10 protein-coding genes are annotated in these 14,461 nt (G+C 70.1%); 6 read left to right on the top strand and 4 right to left on the bottom strand.

All coding sequences use genetic code 11. The features are described 5' to 3' along the window. Window positions 1–7 precede the first annotated feature (7 nt). Genes CFB82_RS24435 through CFB82_RS24420 form a run of 4 tightly spaced genes read right to left on the bottom strand, consistent with a single transcriptional unit; the run spans window position 8 to window position 8,517 of the window. Complete coding sequence (locus CFB82_RS24435) at window positions 8–4,195, bottom strand: bifunctional nitrate reductase/sulfite reductase flavoprotein subunit alpha (protein WP_089485613.1); 4,188 nt, start codon at window positions 4,193–4,195, stop codon at window positions 8–10. 16 nt (window positions 4,196–4,211) lie between these two features. Further along, a complete protein-coding gene (nirD, locus tag CFB82_RS24430) occupies window positions 4,212–4,559 on the bottom strand; it encodes a nitrite reductase small subunit NirD (protein ID WP_089485612.1) in 348 nt (115 codons plus the stop codon). A 38-nt stretch (window positions 4,560–4,597) separates the two neighbouring features. Then, the gene (gene nirB, locus CFB82_RS24425; protein ID WP_089485611.1) at window positions 4,598–7,171 is read right to left on the bottom strand and encodes a nitrite reductase large subunit NirB; all 2,574 of its coding nucleotides are present in this window, start codon (window positions 7,169–7,171) and stop codon (window positions 4,598–4,600) included. Between the two features lie 20 nt (window positions 7,172–7,191). Next, a complete protein-coding gene (locus CFB82_RS24420) occupies window positions 7,192–8,517 on the bottom strand; it encodes an MFS transporter (RefSeq protein ID WP_089485656.1) in 1,326 nt (441 codons plus the stop codon). 663 nt (window positions 8,518–9,180) lie between these two features. On the opposite strand from CFB82_RS24420, the gene cobA reads away from it, so the two are divergent. The 6 genes from cobA (at window position 9,181) to CFB82_RS24385 (ending at window position 14,398) form a co-directional block, all read left to right on the top strand. After that, complete coding sequence (gene cobA, locus CFB82_RS24410) at window positions 9,181–9,951, top strand: uroporphyrinogen-III C-methyltransferase (protein ID WP_089485655.1); 771 nt, start codon at window positions 9,181–9,183, stop codon at window positions 9,949–9,951. 153 nt (window positions 9,952–10,104) lie between these two features. Next, entirely contained in the window at window positions 10,105–10,701 is a 597-nt protein-coding gene (locus CFB82_RS24405; RefSeq protein WP_089447824.1) for an ANTAR domain-containing response regulator, read from the top strand. 5 nt (window positions 10,702–10,706) lie between these two features. After that, the gene (locus CFB82_RS24400) at window positions 10,707–11,759 is read left to right on the top strand and encodes a CmpA/NrtA family ABC transporter substrate-binding protein (protein ID WP_089485610.1); all 1,053 of its coding nucleotides are present in this window, start codon (window positions 10,707–10,709) and stop codon (window positions 11,757–11,759) included. A 122-nt stretch (window positions 11,760–11,881) separates the two neighbouring features. Next, window positions 11,882–12,481, top strand: a complete 600-nt coding sequence (locus tag CFB82_RS24395) for a uracil-DNA glycosylase family protein (RefSeq protein WP_089485609.1) — start codon at window positions 11,882–11,884, stop codon at window positions 12,479–12,481. Between the two features lie 61 nt (window positions 12,482–12,542). Next, window positions 12,543–13,337 carry a YkgJ family cysteine cluster protein gene (locus tag CFB82_RS24390; protein WP_089485608.1) on the top strand — a complete coding sequence of 265 codons (795 nt, stop codon included), beginning with the start codon at window positions 12,543–12,545 and terminating at the stop codon, window positions 13,335–13,337. Between the two features lie 119 nt (window positions 13,338–13,456). Further along, window positions 13,457–14,398, top strand: a complete 942-nt coding sequence (locus CFB82_RS24385; RefSeq protein ID WP_069252956.1) for a helix-turn-helix transcriptional regulator — start codon at window positions 13,457–13,459, stop codon at window positions 14,396–14,398. The last annotated feature ends 63 nt before the right edge of the window (window positions 14,399–14,461 follow it).

The following is a 14,461-nucleotide window of genomic DNA, read 5'->3' as shown; positions in this document are numbered from 1 at the left end:
CGCGCGTTCAATACACGTCCCGCATGTAGCGTCGCGACTTCGATAGCCGCGCAACATAGTCGTTCGCGGCTTCGTCCGACATCCCGCCGTGCTCGGCAACCACCGCCTTCAGCGCCGTGTCGACATCCTTCGCCATCCGCGCGGCATCGCCGCACACGTAGAAGTGCGCGCCTGCCTCCAGCCACGCGAACAGCTCGGCGCCCTGCTCGCGCATCCGGTCCTGCACGTAGATCTTGTCAGCCTGGTCGCGCGAGAACGCGAGATCGAGCCGCGTCAGGAAGCCGCTGTCGTGCATCGCGCTCAGCTCTTCGCCGTAGTAGAAGTCGGTCTGCGCGTGCTGCTCGCCGAAGAACAGCCAGTTGCGCCCGCGCGCGCCACGCGCCTGCCGCTCGTGCAGGAAGCCGCGGAACGGCGCGACGCCGGTACCGGGGCCGACCATCACGATCGGCACGTCGCCGTTCACCGGCGGCCGGAAATGCGCGGACTTCTGCACGAACACCGGCACGCGGCCGTCGTCCGCGCGATCGGCGAGGAACGTCGACGCGACACCTTTGCGCGCGCGCCGGCCGTTGTAATAGCGCACGGCCGACACGGTCAGGTGGATCTCGCCCTGGTGCGCGCTCGGGCTCGACGCGATCGAATAGAGGCGCGGCTGCATGCGCTTGAGCATGCCGACCAGCTCCGTGCCCGACAGCTCGACCGGAAACTCGTGCAGCACGTCCGCGAGCTGCTGCCCCCACAGCCATTGCTTCAGGTCGCCCTTGCGGTCGTCGCCGAGCAGCGCCTTCAGCGCGCCGTTCGCACTGCGCGACGCGATGAAGGCGAGCGTGTCCGGATGCGGGCGCGTGATGTCGAAGTGGCGTGCAAGCGCATCGCCGAGGCGCATGTCGCCGACACCCGCCACCGACACCGGCGCATCGGCCTTCAGCGCGGTGACGGACAGCAGTTCGTCGACCAGCTCCGGGCAGTTGGTCGGCCACACGCCGAGCGCGTCGCCGGTTTCATATTCGAGGTTCGCGCCTTCGGTCGACAGCGACACGTAGCGCGTGTCCTTCGCCGCGCCCGGACGGTTCAGCCGCAGGTTCCCGACGAGCTTCGACGGCGCCGGATGCGCCTTCGTCGGCAGCAGCCCCGACGGGCTCATCCCGCCGGTCGGCACCGCGTGCAGCGCGGCATCGGCCTCCTTGATCCGCGCGACGACGCGTTCGAGCCACTGGTCGGCGTCGCGCTGGAATTCGACGTCGCAATCGACGCGTGCGCAGAGGCGCGCCGCGCCGAGTTCCGCGAGCCGCGCGTCAAGACGGCGGCCGTGACCGCAGAACTGGTCGTAGTTGCGATCGCCGAACGCGAGCACCGCGAAGTGCACGCCGTCGAGGCGCGCGGCGCTGCCGGCCTGCAGTGCTTCCCAGAATTCGCTGCCGTTGTCGGGCGCATCGCCGTCGCCGAACGTGCTCGTCATCAGCAGCACGTATTGCGCGCCGGCGAGCGACGCCGCCGGATAGTCGGACATGCACGCGGTGCGGATCTCGAAGCCCGCGTTCATCAGCTGCGTCGCGTAATCCTCGGTCAACGATTCGATGTTGCCGGTCTGCGACGCCCACAGCAGCACGACCTTCGGCCGCGTGCGCACGATCCGCACGCCGCCGGACGCGCCGGCATCGGCCGTGGGCGCGGGCGCCGCGGCACCCGGCACGCTCGCCGGCAGCGAGCGGCTGAACAGCCCGGCCAGCATGCCGTCGAGCCAGAACCGCACCGGCGGCGTGAGCGGCGCGGCAGCCGGCAGCACGGGCACGCTGCCCGCGCGCCGGCCGGCGCTCGCCTTCAGCCCGCTGACGAGGCCGGCCACGTACAGCCGTTCGTTGTCCGTCAACGGCGGCGGCGCGAGGTCGGCCACCCCGAGCGCGGCCGCGAAAGTGTCGAGGTCTGCCATGTCGGATTCCTGTGAAGCAGTCGCTTGCACCAACGTCGGCGCGGGCTGCACGTCGTCGGCGCGGGCATCGGGTTGCGTGGTGTCCTCATCGACGGACGCGAACGCATCGGTCTCGACGCGCCGCAGCGCGACCGCGCAGTATTTCAGTTCGGGTTGCCGAGATTCGGGATCGATTGCGTCGTTCGTCACCGCGTTGATGCACAGCTCGTCGCCATACACGTCGTTCCAGTGCATCGGCGCGAAGCAGTTGCCGCGCCGCACGCGCTCGGTCACGACGGCCGGCAGCACCGCGCGGCCGCGCGCGGAGCGGATCTCGACGCTGTCTTTCGCGGCGATGCCGAGCGCGCTCGCATCATCCGGATGCAGCTCGACGAACGGGCGCGGGTTGAGCTTGTTCAGCATCGCGACCTTGCCCGTCTTCGTCATCGTGTGCCATTGATGCTGCAGCCGCCCGGTGTTCAGCACGATCGGGAACGTGTCGTCGGGCAGCTCGGCCGGATCGACGTGCGGCCGCGCGAAGAAGCGCGCCTTGCCCGACGGCGTCGGGAACGCGAGGCGCGGCGCGTCGTGGCCGTCGGCGGCCGGGCGCAGCGTCTGGCTCACGCCGTCGTTCAGGTAGCGGATCGGGTGCCGCTCGCGCGCGGTGCCCGGCGCGACCGGCCACTGCACGGGCCCGTCGCGCAGCGCCGCATGGCTCGCGCCGCGCAGGTCGTAGCCGGTCGCCGGATTCGAGAAGCGCACGATCTCGTCGAACACGTCAGCCGCGGACGCATAGTCGAACGCATCGCCGAAGCCCATCGCACGCGCGACTTCCGCGACGATGCGCCAGTCGGGCAGCGCGTCACCGGGCGGCGCGACCGCCGCACGCATCAGCGTCATGTTGCGCTCGGAGTTGATCATCACGCCGTCGCCCTCGGCCCACAGCGCGCCGGGCAGCAGGATGTCCGCATAGCGGTTGGTCTCGGTGTCGAGGAACGCGTCCTGCGCGATCACGAGCTCGGCGGCCTGCAGCCCGGCGATCACGTTCTGCCGGTTCGGCACCGTGGCGACCGGGTTCGTGCAGATGATCCAGCAGGCCTTGATGTCGCCGGCCGCCATCCGCGAGAACATGTCCACCGTGCCTTGCCCCGCCTCCTTGCGCAGCGTGCCGGCCGGCACGCGCCACAGGTTCTCGACGAAACGGCGGTCGTCGTCGGACGCCACCGAGCGCTGGCCCGGCAGCCCGGGGCCCATGTAGCCCATCTCGCGCCCGCCCATCGCGTTCGGCTGGCCGGTCAGCGAGAACGGACCGCTGCCGGGGCGGCAGATCTTGCCCGTCGCGAGGTGCAGGTTGCAGATCGTATTGGTGTTCCACACGCCGTGCGTACTCTGGTTGAGCCCCATCGTCCAGCAGCTCATCCATTCCTGCGCGTCGCCGATCCATTGCGCGGCCATGCGGAGGTCGGCTTCCGCGAGCCCGGTGATGTCGGCGACACGCTCGGGCGTGTAGTCGGCGAGAAACGCGGGCATCGCGTCCCAGCCTTCGGTGTATGCATCGATGAACGCGGCATCGGTGCGGCCGTTCGCATGCAGCAGATGCAGCAGCCCGTTGGTCAGCGCGAGATCGGTGCCCGGCCGGATCTGCAGGAACAGGTCGGCCTTGTCGGCCGTGCCGGTGCGGCGCGGATCGACGACGATCAGCTTCGCGCCGGCCTTCACGCGATCCATCATCCGCAGGAACAGGATCGGATGACAGTCGGCCATGTTCGCGCCGATCACGAAGAACAGGTTCGCGCGATCGAAATCCTGGTACGACCCGGGCGGGCCGTCCGCGCCGAGCGACTGCTTGTAGCCGGTGCCCGCGCTCGCCATGCACAGGCGCGAGTTCGACTCGATGTTCTGGGTGCCGACGAAGCCCTTCGCGAGCTTGTTGACGAGATATTGCGCCTCGATCGACATCTGCCCCGATACGTAGAACGACAGCGCGTCGGGCCCGTACGCGTCGAGCACCGCGCGCAGGCGGCGCGCGGTGTCGGCGATCGCGTCGCGGGCCGGCAGCGGTACCAGGTCGTCCTCGCGCGCCCGGCGCACGAACGCGCGGTCGAGCCGCCCCGAGCGGCGCAGCGCGACGTGCGCCGACGAGCCCTTCGTGCACAGCCGCCCGAAGTTGGTCGGATGGTCGGCGTCGCCGGACACCTTGACGACTTCGCCTTCCTCGACGTGCAGCACCATCCCGCAGCCGACGCCGCAGTACGGACACACGCTCTTGACGGGGGTGGCGGTCATGCGCGCTCCGGGGCGGTCAGGCTGCGATCCACACGAAACCGTCCTCGACCCGCGACGGATACGCACTCACCGACTGCTCGGGCGCCTCGATGCATTCGCCGGTGCGCAGATCGAAGTGCTGCTTGTACAGCGGCGACGCGACGACGACGCGCTCGCCGAGGCTGCCGATCAGCCCGCGCGACATCACGGCCGCCTGCGAGACCGGATCGACGTTGTCGATCGCGAACACGCCGCCGACTTCGGCATGCGCGACGTGAAAAACCGCGACCTGCTCGCCGTTGACGAGGGCACACACGCCGGTGTTCGGCACGATGTCGTCGAGCGGGCACACACGGGTCCAGGACAGCGGAAGACGATCGTTCATGATGGGCTCCTTGGAAAAGACGCGGGTGTCGGTCAGGGTCAAACGGTCTCGGGTTCGGCGACGACCGGAATCGCCACGGGCTTGCCGCGCACGCGCTCGTCCGGCGTCGCGGGCCGGATCTGGCCGCGCGTCTCGACGAATTCGATGGTCGTGTCCGGCGCGTCGCTGTTCACGAAATGGCGGAAGCGCTTGCGCGTGTCGGGGTCGGTCACGGCCTTCTTCCATTCGCACTCGTAGGTGTCGACCACGTGCTGCATGTCGGCTTCGAGTTCGGCGCCGATCCCGAGCCGGTCGTGCACGACGACGTCGACCAGGTAGTCGAGGCCGCCTTCGAGGTTGTCGCGCCACACGCTCGTGCGTTGCAGCCGGTCGGCGGTGCGCACGTAGAACATCAGCAGACGGTCGATGTAGCGGATCAGCGTCGGGCGGTCGAGATCGGACGCGAGCAGTTCCGCGTGGCGCGGCTTCATCCCGCCGTTGCCGCACACGTACAGGTTCCAGCCCTTCTCGGTCGCGATGATGCCGACGTCCTTGCCCTGTGCTTCCGCACACTCGCGCGTGCAGCCGGACACGCCGAACTTGATCTTGTGCGGCGCGCGCAGCCCCTTGTAGCGGTTCTCCAGGTCGATCGCGAGGCCGACCGAATCGTCGACGCCGTAGCGGCACCACGTCGACCCGACGCACGACTTCACGGTGCGCAACGCCTTGCCGTACGCGTGGCCCGATTCGAAGCCGGCCGCGATCAGTTCTTCCCAGATCGACGGCAGCTGCTCGACGCGTGCGCCGAACAGGTCGACGCGCTGGCCGCCCGTGATCTTCGTGTACAGGCCATACTTTTTCGCGACCTGGCCCACCGCGATCAGCCCTTCCGGCGTGACTTCGCCGCCCGGCATGCGCGGCACCACCGAATACGTGCCGTCGCGCTGGATGTTCGCGAGATAGTAGTCGTTCGAATCCTGCAGCCCCGCGTGCTCCTTCTTCAGCACGAATTCGTTGAAGCACGACGCGAGAATGCCCGCCACCGCCGGCTTGCATACGTCGCAGCCGAGGCCGTGGCCGTGCTTCGCGAGCAGTTCGTCGAAGGTCGTGATGCGCTCGACGCGGATCAGATGGAACAACTCCTGGCGCGAATGCGGGAAGTGTTCGCACAGATGGTTGTTGACCGCGAGGCCCTGCTTCTTCATCTCGGCCTTCATGATCTGCGTGACGAGCGGCACGCAGCCGCCGCACGACGTGCCGGCGCCCGTGCACGTCTTCAGCGCGCCGAGGCTCGTCGCGCCGTCGGCAACGGCCGTGCAGATCTGCGACTTCGACACGTTGTTGCATGAGCAGATCTGGGCGGCCGCAGGCAGCGCCTCGACGCCGATCGCCGGCTTCGCGACGCCGTCCGACGACGGCAGGATCAGGAATTCCGGCGATTCCGGCAGCTCGATCCGGTTCAGCATCATCTGCAGCAGCGTGCCATACTCGGCTGCATCGCCGACCATCACCGCGCCGTACAGGAACTTGCCGCAGTCGGACACCACGAGCTTCTTGTAGACCTGGCGGCGCTCGTCCGCGTACTGGTAGGTGCGGCTGCCGGCCGTCGTGCCGTGCGCGTCGCCGATGCTCGCGACGTCCACGCCCATCAGCTTCAGCTTCGTGCTCATGTCGGCGCCGGCGAATGCAGCCTCGGCTGCGCTGTCCGCATCGCCGCAAAGCTGCTTCGCGACCACGCGCGCCATGTCGTAGCCCGGCGCGACGAGGCCGTACACCATCCCGTTCCAGGCCGCGCATTCACCGATCGCGTAGATGTCGGCGTCGCTCGTGCGGCATGCGTCATCGATCGCGACGCCGCCGCGCGGGCCGATGTCCAGACCGCAGGCGCGGGCCAGTTCGTCGCGGGCGCGGATGCCGGCCGAGAACACGATCATGTCGGCGTCGAGGTGCGAGCCGTCGGCGAACGCCATCCGGTGCGTGCCTTCCTCGCCATCGACGATTTCCAGCGTGTTCTTGCCCGTATGCACGGTCACGCCGAGCGCCTCGATCTTCGCGCGCAGCATCCGGCCGCCGCCGTCGTCGACCTGCACGGCCATCAGCCGCGGCGCGAATTCGACGACGTGCGTGTCGAGCCCCATGTCGCGCAGCGCCTTCGCGCATTCGAGGCCGAGCAGCCCGCCGCCGATCACCACGCCGCGCTTCGCGTGCGTGCCGCACGCCTGCATCGCTTCGAGATCCTCGATCGTCCGGTACACGAAGCAGCCGTCACGATCGTGCCCCGGCATTGGCGGCACGAACGGGCGCGAACCCGTCGCGAGCACCAGCTTGTCGTACGCGAGCGTTTCGCCGGACGCGAGCGTGACCGTATGCGCGGCGCGGTCGATCGACGCGACTGGCGCGTTCAGGCGCAGGTCGAACTGCGGATGACGTTCGAAGAAGCCGGGTTCGACGAGCGACAGGTCGTTCGCCGACTTGCCCGCGAAGAATTCGGACAGGTGCACGCGGTCGTACGCCGGACGCGGCTCCTCGCCGAGCACCGTGACCTGCAGCGCACCCGCGGCGCCCGCTTCCGCCGCGACGCATTCGAGGAGCTTGTGGCCGACCATGCCGTGGCCGATGACGATGAGTTTCATGGTGACGTTCCTTCGGTCGATCAGTTCGCGACGCCGCTGGCCGCCAGTGCGCGGTCGCGCAGCTCGGCTTCGCGCGCCTTGTGTTCTTCGCTGAAGCGCACGGCCATCGCACACAGCGCGGTCGCGGTGACGGCCAGGCCGAGCAGGCTCAGCGTGTGCTGCACGTCGCCGACACCCTTCAGCAGAAAGCTCGCGGCCACCGCGCCGACGTTGCCGCCCGCGCCGACGATCCCCGCGACGCCGCCGAGCGCCTTGCGGTCGATGAACGGCACCAGCGCGTAGGTCGCGCCGCAGGCCATGTGCGTGAAGAGGCCGAAGATGAGCATCGCGACGAGCGCGACGCCGACGCTTTGCGCATGCGAGAACCAGATCAGCCCGAGCCCTTCGCCGACGATCAGCGCGCACAGCAGCGTCGCGCGCACGTCGAGGCTGCGGCGCGCGGCGATCTTGTCGGACAGCCAGCCGCCGAGCGCGCGGGCGAACAGTGCGAGCAGCCCGAACAGGCCGACCGCGAACCCGGCGTCCTTCAGCGACAGGCTGAAGTGATCGACGTAGTACAGCGCGGCGATGTTGTGGATGAACACCTCGACGCCGAAGCACGCGCCGTACGTGACGAACAGCATCCACACGCGATAGTTGCCGCAGGCCGCGAAGAAGCTCGCCCAGCCGCCCTTCTTGCCGCTGTCGACCGTCACGCCTGCCTTGCGCAGCGCGATGAGGTCGCCTTGCGGGCAATCCTGCGTGAAGCGCCAGTACGCCCAGGCCATCACGAGCATCGCGACGCCCGGCACGACCAGCGCGATGCGCCACGACGAATCCTCGCCGAAGCCGAGCATCAGGCCGGCGGCGACGAGCAGCGGCATCAGCGCCTGCGTGGCGCCTGCGCCGGCGTTGCCCCAGCCGGCCGTCGTCGCATTCGCGGTGCCGACCACGTTCGGCGCGAACATCACCGACGTGTGGTACTGCGTGATCACGAAGCCCGCGCCGATCGCGCCGATGCCGAGCCGGCAGATCAGGAACGACAGGTAGTCGTGCGTGAACGACACCGCGAACACGGGAATCGCGCCGAGCAGCAGCAGGCCGACGTACACGCGGCGCGGGCCGAAGCGGTCGCACAGCGGGCCCACCAGCAGCCGCACGGCGATCGTCGCGGCCACGGCCGCGATGTTGATGTTGGCGACCTGCGCCGCGGTCAGGTGGAATTCGCGTGCGATCAGCGGCATCAGCGGCGCGCACGCGAACCACGCGAAGAAGCACACGAAGAACGCCATCCACGTCAGGTGGAACGCGCGCATCGGCGCGGTGCGGAAGCTGAAGAGATCGATACGGGTAGCTTTGTCGGTCATGTCATCCGCCAAACGAAAAACGGCGTCCTGCGCACCCGGTCTCGTCGAGACCTGATGCGTAGGACGCCGTTGCCCATGAAGCCCGTTGCCGGGCGCGTCGGTAATCGGTACTGCCGGACGAATCGCCATTGATCCGCCCGAACCTCGTCACGCAAACGCCGTGCCACGTTGATGCGAATCGAGCCCGCAGCCCCGCCACGCAAGGCGCATCGGGTGCCATGCAACGCGCGGCACCACGTAACCCACGATGCGCCGTGAGGCAGCGCGGCACAGATGTGGTGCGCTGCAGCACTGTCGCCGTGCGACATCGCGGTGCGCGCTGACGGCGCACGATGCACGCCGACGCGGCATTGCGGCTGCCCGCGCGCGGCGGCTGCACACATGCACGGGGCCATCGCGCGGCACGTTGCGCACCGCTCCCGCCGCGCCGGCGCAACCTGTCATGCCGGTTGGCCCGGATATTGCTGAATCCGCTGCATGACACCGGCAACGGCGCCGGTGGGCAGTCCCCGCAAACCATGCCCGTCATTCAGGCGGGCCGATCAGGACAACGGCGTCCTTCCGTGCGCGGCACGGCCGGATGCCGGTGCGTTTCGACCGCCCGCCGCCGCGCAAGACACACGCGCTTTCGACCGCTGCATGCAGGCGGCACTGGAACACGACATGACGACAGGCAAAGTCACGCTGCTGGGCGCCGGCCCCGGCGATCCCGATCTCCTCACGCTGAAGGCCGTGAAGGCACTGGCCGCTGCCGACGTGCTGCTGCTCGACGATCTCGTCGCGCCCGGCATCGTCGAACTCGCGCCGCAGGCACGCGTGATCCGCGTCGGCAAGCGCGGCGGCTGCCGCTCCACGCCGCAGGCATTCATCGAGAAGCTGATGCGCCGCTACGCGCTGCGCGGCGCGCACGTGGTGCGCGTGAAAGGCGGCGATGCGCTGCTGTTCGGGCGCGCCGGCGAAGAACTCGCGACGCTGCACGCCGCCGCGATTCCGGTCGAGATCGTCAACGGCATCTCGTCGGGCTTCGCGGCCGCCGCGAGCCTCGGCATCTCGCTCACGCACCGCGCGCATTGCCACGGCGTCACGTTCGTCACCGCGCATCGTCAGGACCACGGCGAGCCCGACTGGGCGCGTCTCGCGGCGACCGGCACCACGCTCGCGATCTACATGGGCATGAGCCGCGTCGACAGCATTGCCGCCGGCCTGCTCACCGTGCTGCCGCCCTCGACGCCGGCCGCGGCCGTGCAATGGGCCGGCACGCCCGACGAACGCCGCTGGACCGGCACGCTCGGCGGTCTCGCGCGCGGCATCGACGCAGCGCGGCTCGGCAGCCCGGCCGTGATCCTCGTCGGCGGCGCGATCGGCGAAGCAGCCGTGCAGCACGTGCCGGACGCGGGCGCCGCGATCGAACCGGCCTTGTCCCGGGCCGCGTAGCATGCGCGACGCCACGCGGCACCGGCCGCCCACCCATCATGAAGACGGCGGCACCGGCCGGCGGGCCGCCGTGCGCGGCACCGATACCATGCCCGCACGGGGCCGCCGCCCCCGATCCGCCCATCGCGCCAGGCTTTCGCCGCCGTTCGCGTCATGAGTACGTCTGCTTCTTCCTCCCGCCTGCGCGTGCTGCTCGTCACCGACACCGACAAGCCGATCGGCGAGCTCGGCGATGCACTCGCGCACCTCGGCTACGAGATGCTGAACGACGTCGCGACGCCCGCGCGCCTGCCGGCCGCCGTCGAGGAGCAGCATCCCGACGTCGTGATCATCGATACCGATTCGCCGTCGCGCGACACGCTCGAGCAGCTTGCCGTGATGCACGCCACCGCGCCGCGCCCCGTGCTGATGTTCAGCCATGACGCCAACCAGTCGCTGATCCGCGCGGCGGTCGGCGCGGGCGTCAGCGCGTATCTCGTCGAAGGGCTGTCGGCCGAGCGCCTCGCGCCGATTCTCGAAGTCGCGCTCGCCCGCTTCTCGCACGACGACGCGCTGCGCCGCCGGCTGGCCGACGTCGAGCGCGAGCTCGCGGAGCGCAAGCTGATCGACCGCGCGAAGCGCCTGCTGATGGATGAGCGCAGGCTGTCCGAACACGACGCATACGCGGCGCTGCGCAAGCGCGCGATGGACCAGGGCCTGCGCATCGTCGACGTCGCGCGGCAATTGCTCGACGCGTCACCCCAGTCATGACTGCCATGGATACCTCCTATCCCGCCGCACCGGAACGCGTGCATCTTCGCCTCGGGTTCGTCGCGCTGAGCGACGCGGCCCCGCTGATCGTCGCGCAGCGCCTGAACCTCGGCGAACGGCACGGCCTCACGCTCGAACTCAGCCGCCAGCCGTCGTGGGCCACCGTGCGCGACAAGCTGCTGAGCGGCGAGCTCGACGCCGCGCATGCGCTGTACGGGCTCGTCTGCGGATTGCAGCTCGGCATCGGCGGCCCGCAGGCCGACATGGCCGCGCTGATGGTGCTGAACCGCAACGGCCAGGCGATCTCGTTGTCGCGCGGCCTCGCCGACGCGTATCGCGCCAGCGGCAGCGTGCGCGACGCGTTCGCGACGCTCGGCCGCAAGCCGCTCCTTGCCCAGACGTTCCCGACCGGCACGCACGCGATGTGGCTGAACCACTGGCTCGCGTCGCACGACGTCGATCCGCTGCGCGACGTGCGCAGCGTCGTGATCCCGCCGCCCGAGATGGTGGCCGCGCTCGCCGGCGGCGAACTCGACGGCTTCTGCGCCGGCGAGCCGTGGCATGCGGTGGCCGAGGCCTGCGGCGCGGGGCGGACCGTTGCCGTCACGAGCGAGATCTGGCCCGATCATCCGGAGAAGGTGCTGGCGGCCCGGCGCGATTTCGTCGCGCTGTATCCGGCCACGGCCCGCGCGCTGATCCGCACGCTCGTCGATGCCTGCGCGTGGCTCGACAGCGCCGCGCACCGTCGCGAGGCGGCCGACTGGCTCGCGTCGCCCGATGCGCTCGGCGTACCGGCCCGGCTGATCGCGCCGCGCCTGCTCGGCGACTACGGCTCAGGCCCGTTCGCCGTGCCGCCGCTGCCGATCCGCTTCCACGACGGCGGCGCCGTGAACCGCCCCGATCCGCGCGAAGGCGAGTGGTTCCTGTCCCAATACCGGCGCTGGGGCATGCTCGACGGTGCGCACGACGACGCGGGGATCGCCCGGGCGATCGCGCAAACCGCGTTGTATGATGCTGCCGTCGCCGAAAGCGGCGCACCGGGCCTGTCGCAGGCGTGATGCGCACCGCGTGATGCAGGCGGCGCGCGCGCCCGCGCCACGCCAGTCCGGGCCGCCCGCCGGCGCCCGGCACGCGGCCCCCGGGTGACGCCGCATGACCACTCCGTCCCCGATCAGATTCGATGCCGAAACCCATGCGCGCGCCGCTCGACGTGCTGCTCACCGAAATCCGCGCGTGCCGTGCCTGCGAAGCCGACCTGCCGCTCGGCCCGCGCCCCGTCGTGCGGGCCCATCGCGACGCGCGCATCCTGATCGTCGGGCAGGCGCCGGGCGCACGCGTCCATGCGAGCGGCACTCCGTGGGACGACGCGAGCGGCAAGCGGCTGCGCGGCTGGCTCGACGTCGACGCCGACACGTTCTACGACGAGACGCGCTTCGCGATCGTGCCGATGGGCTTCTGCTACCCGGGCCGCGGCGCAAGCGGCGACAACCCGCCGCGCCCCGAATGCGCGCCACTGTGGATCGACCGGTTGCTCGCCGAGCTGCCGTCGATCCGGCTCACGCTGCTGATCGGCCAGTACGCGCAGCGGCATTTCCTGCGCGAGTCGCGCAAGGCCACGCTGACCGACACCGTGCACGCGTGGCGCGACTATGGCCCGGACGTGTTGCCGCTGCCGCATCCGTCGCCGCGCAACCAGGCGTGGTTCAAGCACCACCCATGGTTCGACACCGAGGTCGTGCCCGAACTGCGCCGCCGGGTCGCGCCGCTGATCGCCCGATAAGCGCAACCACCGACATGTCGCGGCGCGTCGCGACATCCCCGTCATCCGTATCGAATCAAGCATGAACGACACCCCCACCGACCTCGACTTTGCCTGCAACGGCTGCGGTGGATGCTGCCACGACCTGCGCATTCCGCTGACGATCGACGAGGCCACCGCGTGGCTGCAGCGCGGCGGCCACGTGGAGCTGCTGTGCGATGCGATGCCGTGGCTCGTCGAGCCCGAGCCCGACAACGCGTTCGCCGCGTACAAGCGCGTGCGCTCGACGGCCGCGCTCAGCGGCTCGCTGCCGGTCCGCATCACGGTCATGCTCACCGCGACCCATGCCGGGCCATGCCCGAACCTGCTCGACGACCTGCGCTGCGCGATCTACGACGCGCGCCCGCTCGTGTGCCGGATCTATCCCGCCGAAGTGAATCCGTTCGTGCCGCTGGTGCCGGACGGCAAGCAATGCACGCCCGACGCGTGGCAGCAGACGCCGTTCGTCCGCGGCGGCACGATCGTCGACGCGGCCACCCGCGAGAACATCGCGCGCTCGCGTGCGGCGAGCGAAGCCGAGACGCCGCTGCGGGCGCGGTTGTGCGCGGCATTGGGGATCGATACGGCGGCGGTCGCCAACGAAGGGTTCGCGGTCCATGCGCCGCCGGCCGCCGCGCTGCTCGCCGCGCTGACGGCTTTGACGGCGCAGCGCGCGTCTGAGTCGGCCCCGGCCAGCGCCGACGATGCCATCGCGTGGACGCTGGTGTCGAACCGTGCGTCGACGATGAACGCGCTCGTGTCGGTCGGCGCGGTGAGCCAGCGAGCCGGCAGCGGCAGTCCGCACGCCCGTTATCTCGGCTTCCATCCGGACGAATGATCGCCGCGCAGCACGCCGCGAGCGACACCGGGCGAAGCCGTGCGGCCGCACGGATCGCCGCCGCGCCCGGTTCGCTGTACCATCGCGGCTCAACCGCGTCACGAACAGCAGAATCCTTCATGCCCTCCACCGCCCCGCCGCGCCTGTACGGGATGCCCGAACGCAGCGACCGGCTCGACTTCTACATCCGCGACCAGGCGTCGCGCCAGGCGATCACCGAGCCGCACCGGCACGCGTATTTCCAGATCCAGTTCAATCTCGGCGGCGACACCGAGCAGCGGATCGGCGGCGTCACGCGGCCGTTTCCGCGCGGCGCGCTCGCGTTCGTGCTGCCGCACCGCGAGCACCTGATCCCGCATCCGGAAGGCGCGCACTTCATCGTGATCAACTTCAGCCAGGCGTTCCTGCGCGCCGATCTGGACGTCGATCCGCTCGATCTCGAGGACGTGCCCGCGCACCGCTTTCCCGAGCTGACGCCATTCCGTTTCCAGGAACACCTCGACTTCATCCTGACCGGCGACACCTACGAAGAAGCGCGCCGCCTCGCGCTGTGCATGCTCGACACCGATCGCGTGCGCACGTTCGGCTCGACCACGCTGCTGCGCGGCTACCTGCTGCAACTGATCGGGCTCGTCTGCACGCAATACGCCGGTGCGCTGGACAAACTCGCGCAGCGCGGCGCCCAGCGCGCGGGCCGGCGCGACGCGCTCGCGCGCGTGCTGCGCCACGTGCGCGCCAACCTGACCCGCGAGGACCTGACGCTCGCCGCGACCGCCGAGGCCGCGTTCCTGTCGCCCAACTACCTCGCGCACCTGGTCCGCAAGGAAACCGGCAGCACCTTCACCGATCTCGTGACCGAGCGCCGGATCGCGCTCGCGCAGTCGCTGCTGGCCCATACCAGCCGGCGCATCGCCGATATCGCGCGCTCGGTCGGCTTCCGCGACGAAGGGTATTTCGCGCGGCGCTTCCGCGCGCGGGTCGGCGTGTCGCCGAAGGCATACCGCGACGCGAACGCCGCGCTGCCGGGCGGCGATGACACACCGGCGGCAGCCGACGCGTAGTTTTGTCCCGGTAAAACGCAGTTGCGTCACATCCGGCCGCACCGGCGTCGGGTATCGTTGCAC

The organism is Burkholderia sp. HI2714, from assembly GCF_002223085.1.
GTDB lineage: Bacteria > Pseudomonadota > Gammaproteobacteria > Burkholderiales > Burkholderiaceae > Burkholderia > Burkholderia lata_D.
The sequence above is the reverse complement of the archived record's forward strand: the minus strand, read 5'-3'. Positions and strand labels throughout refer to the sequence as shown.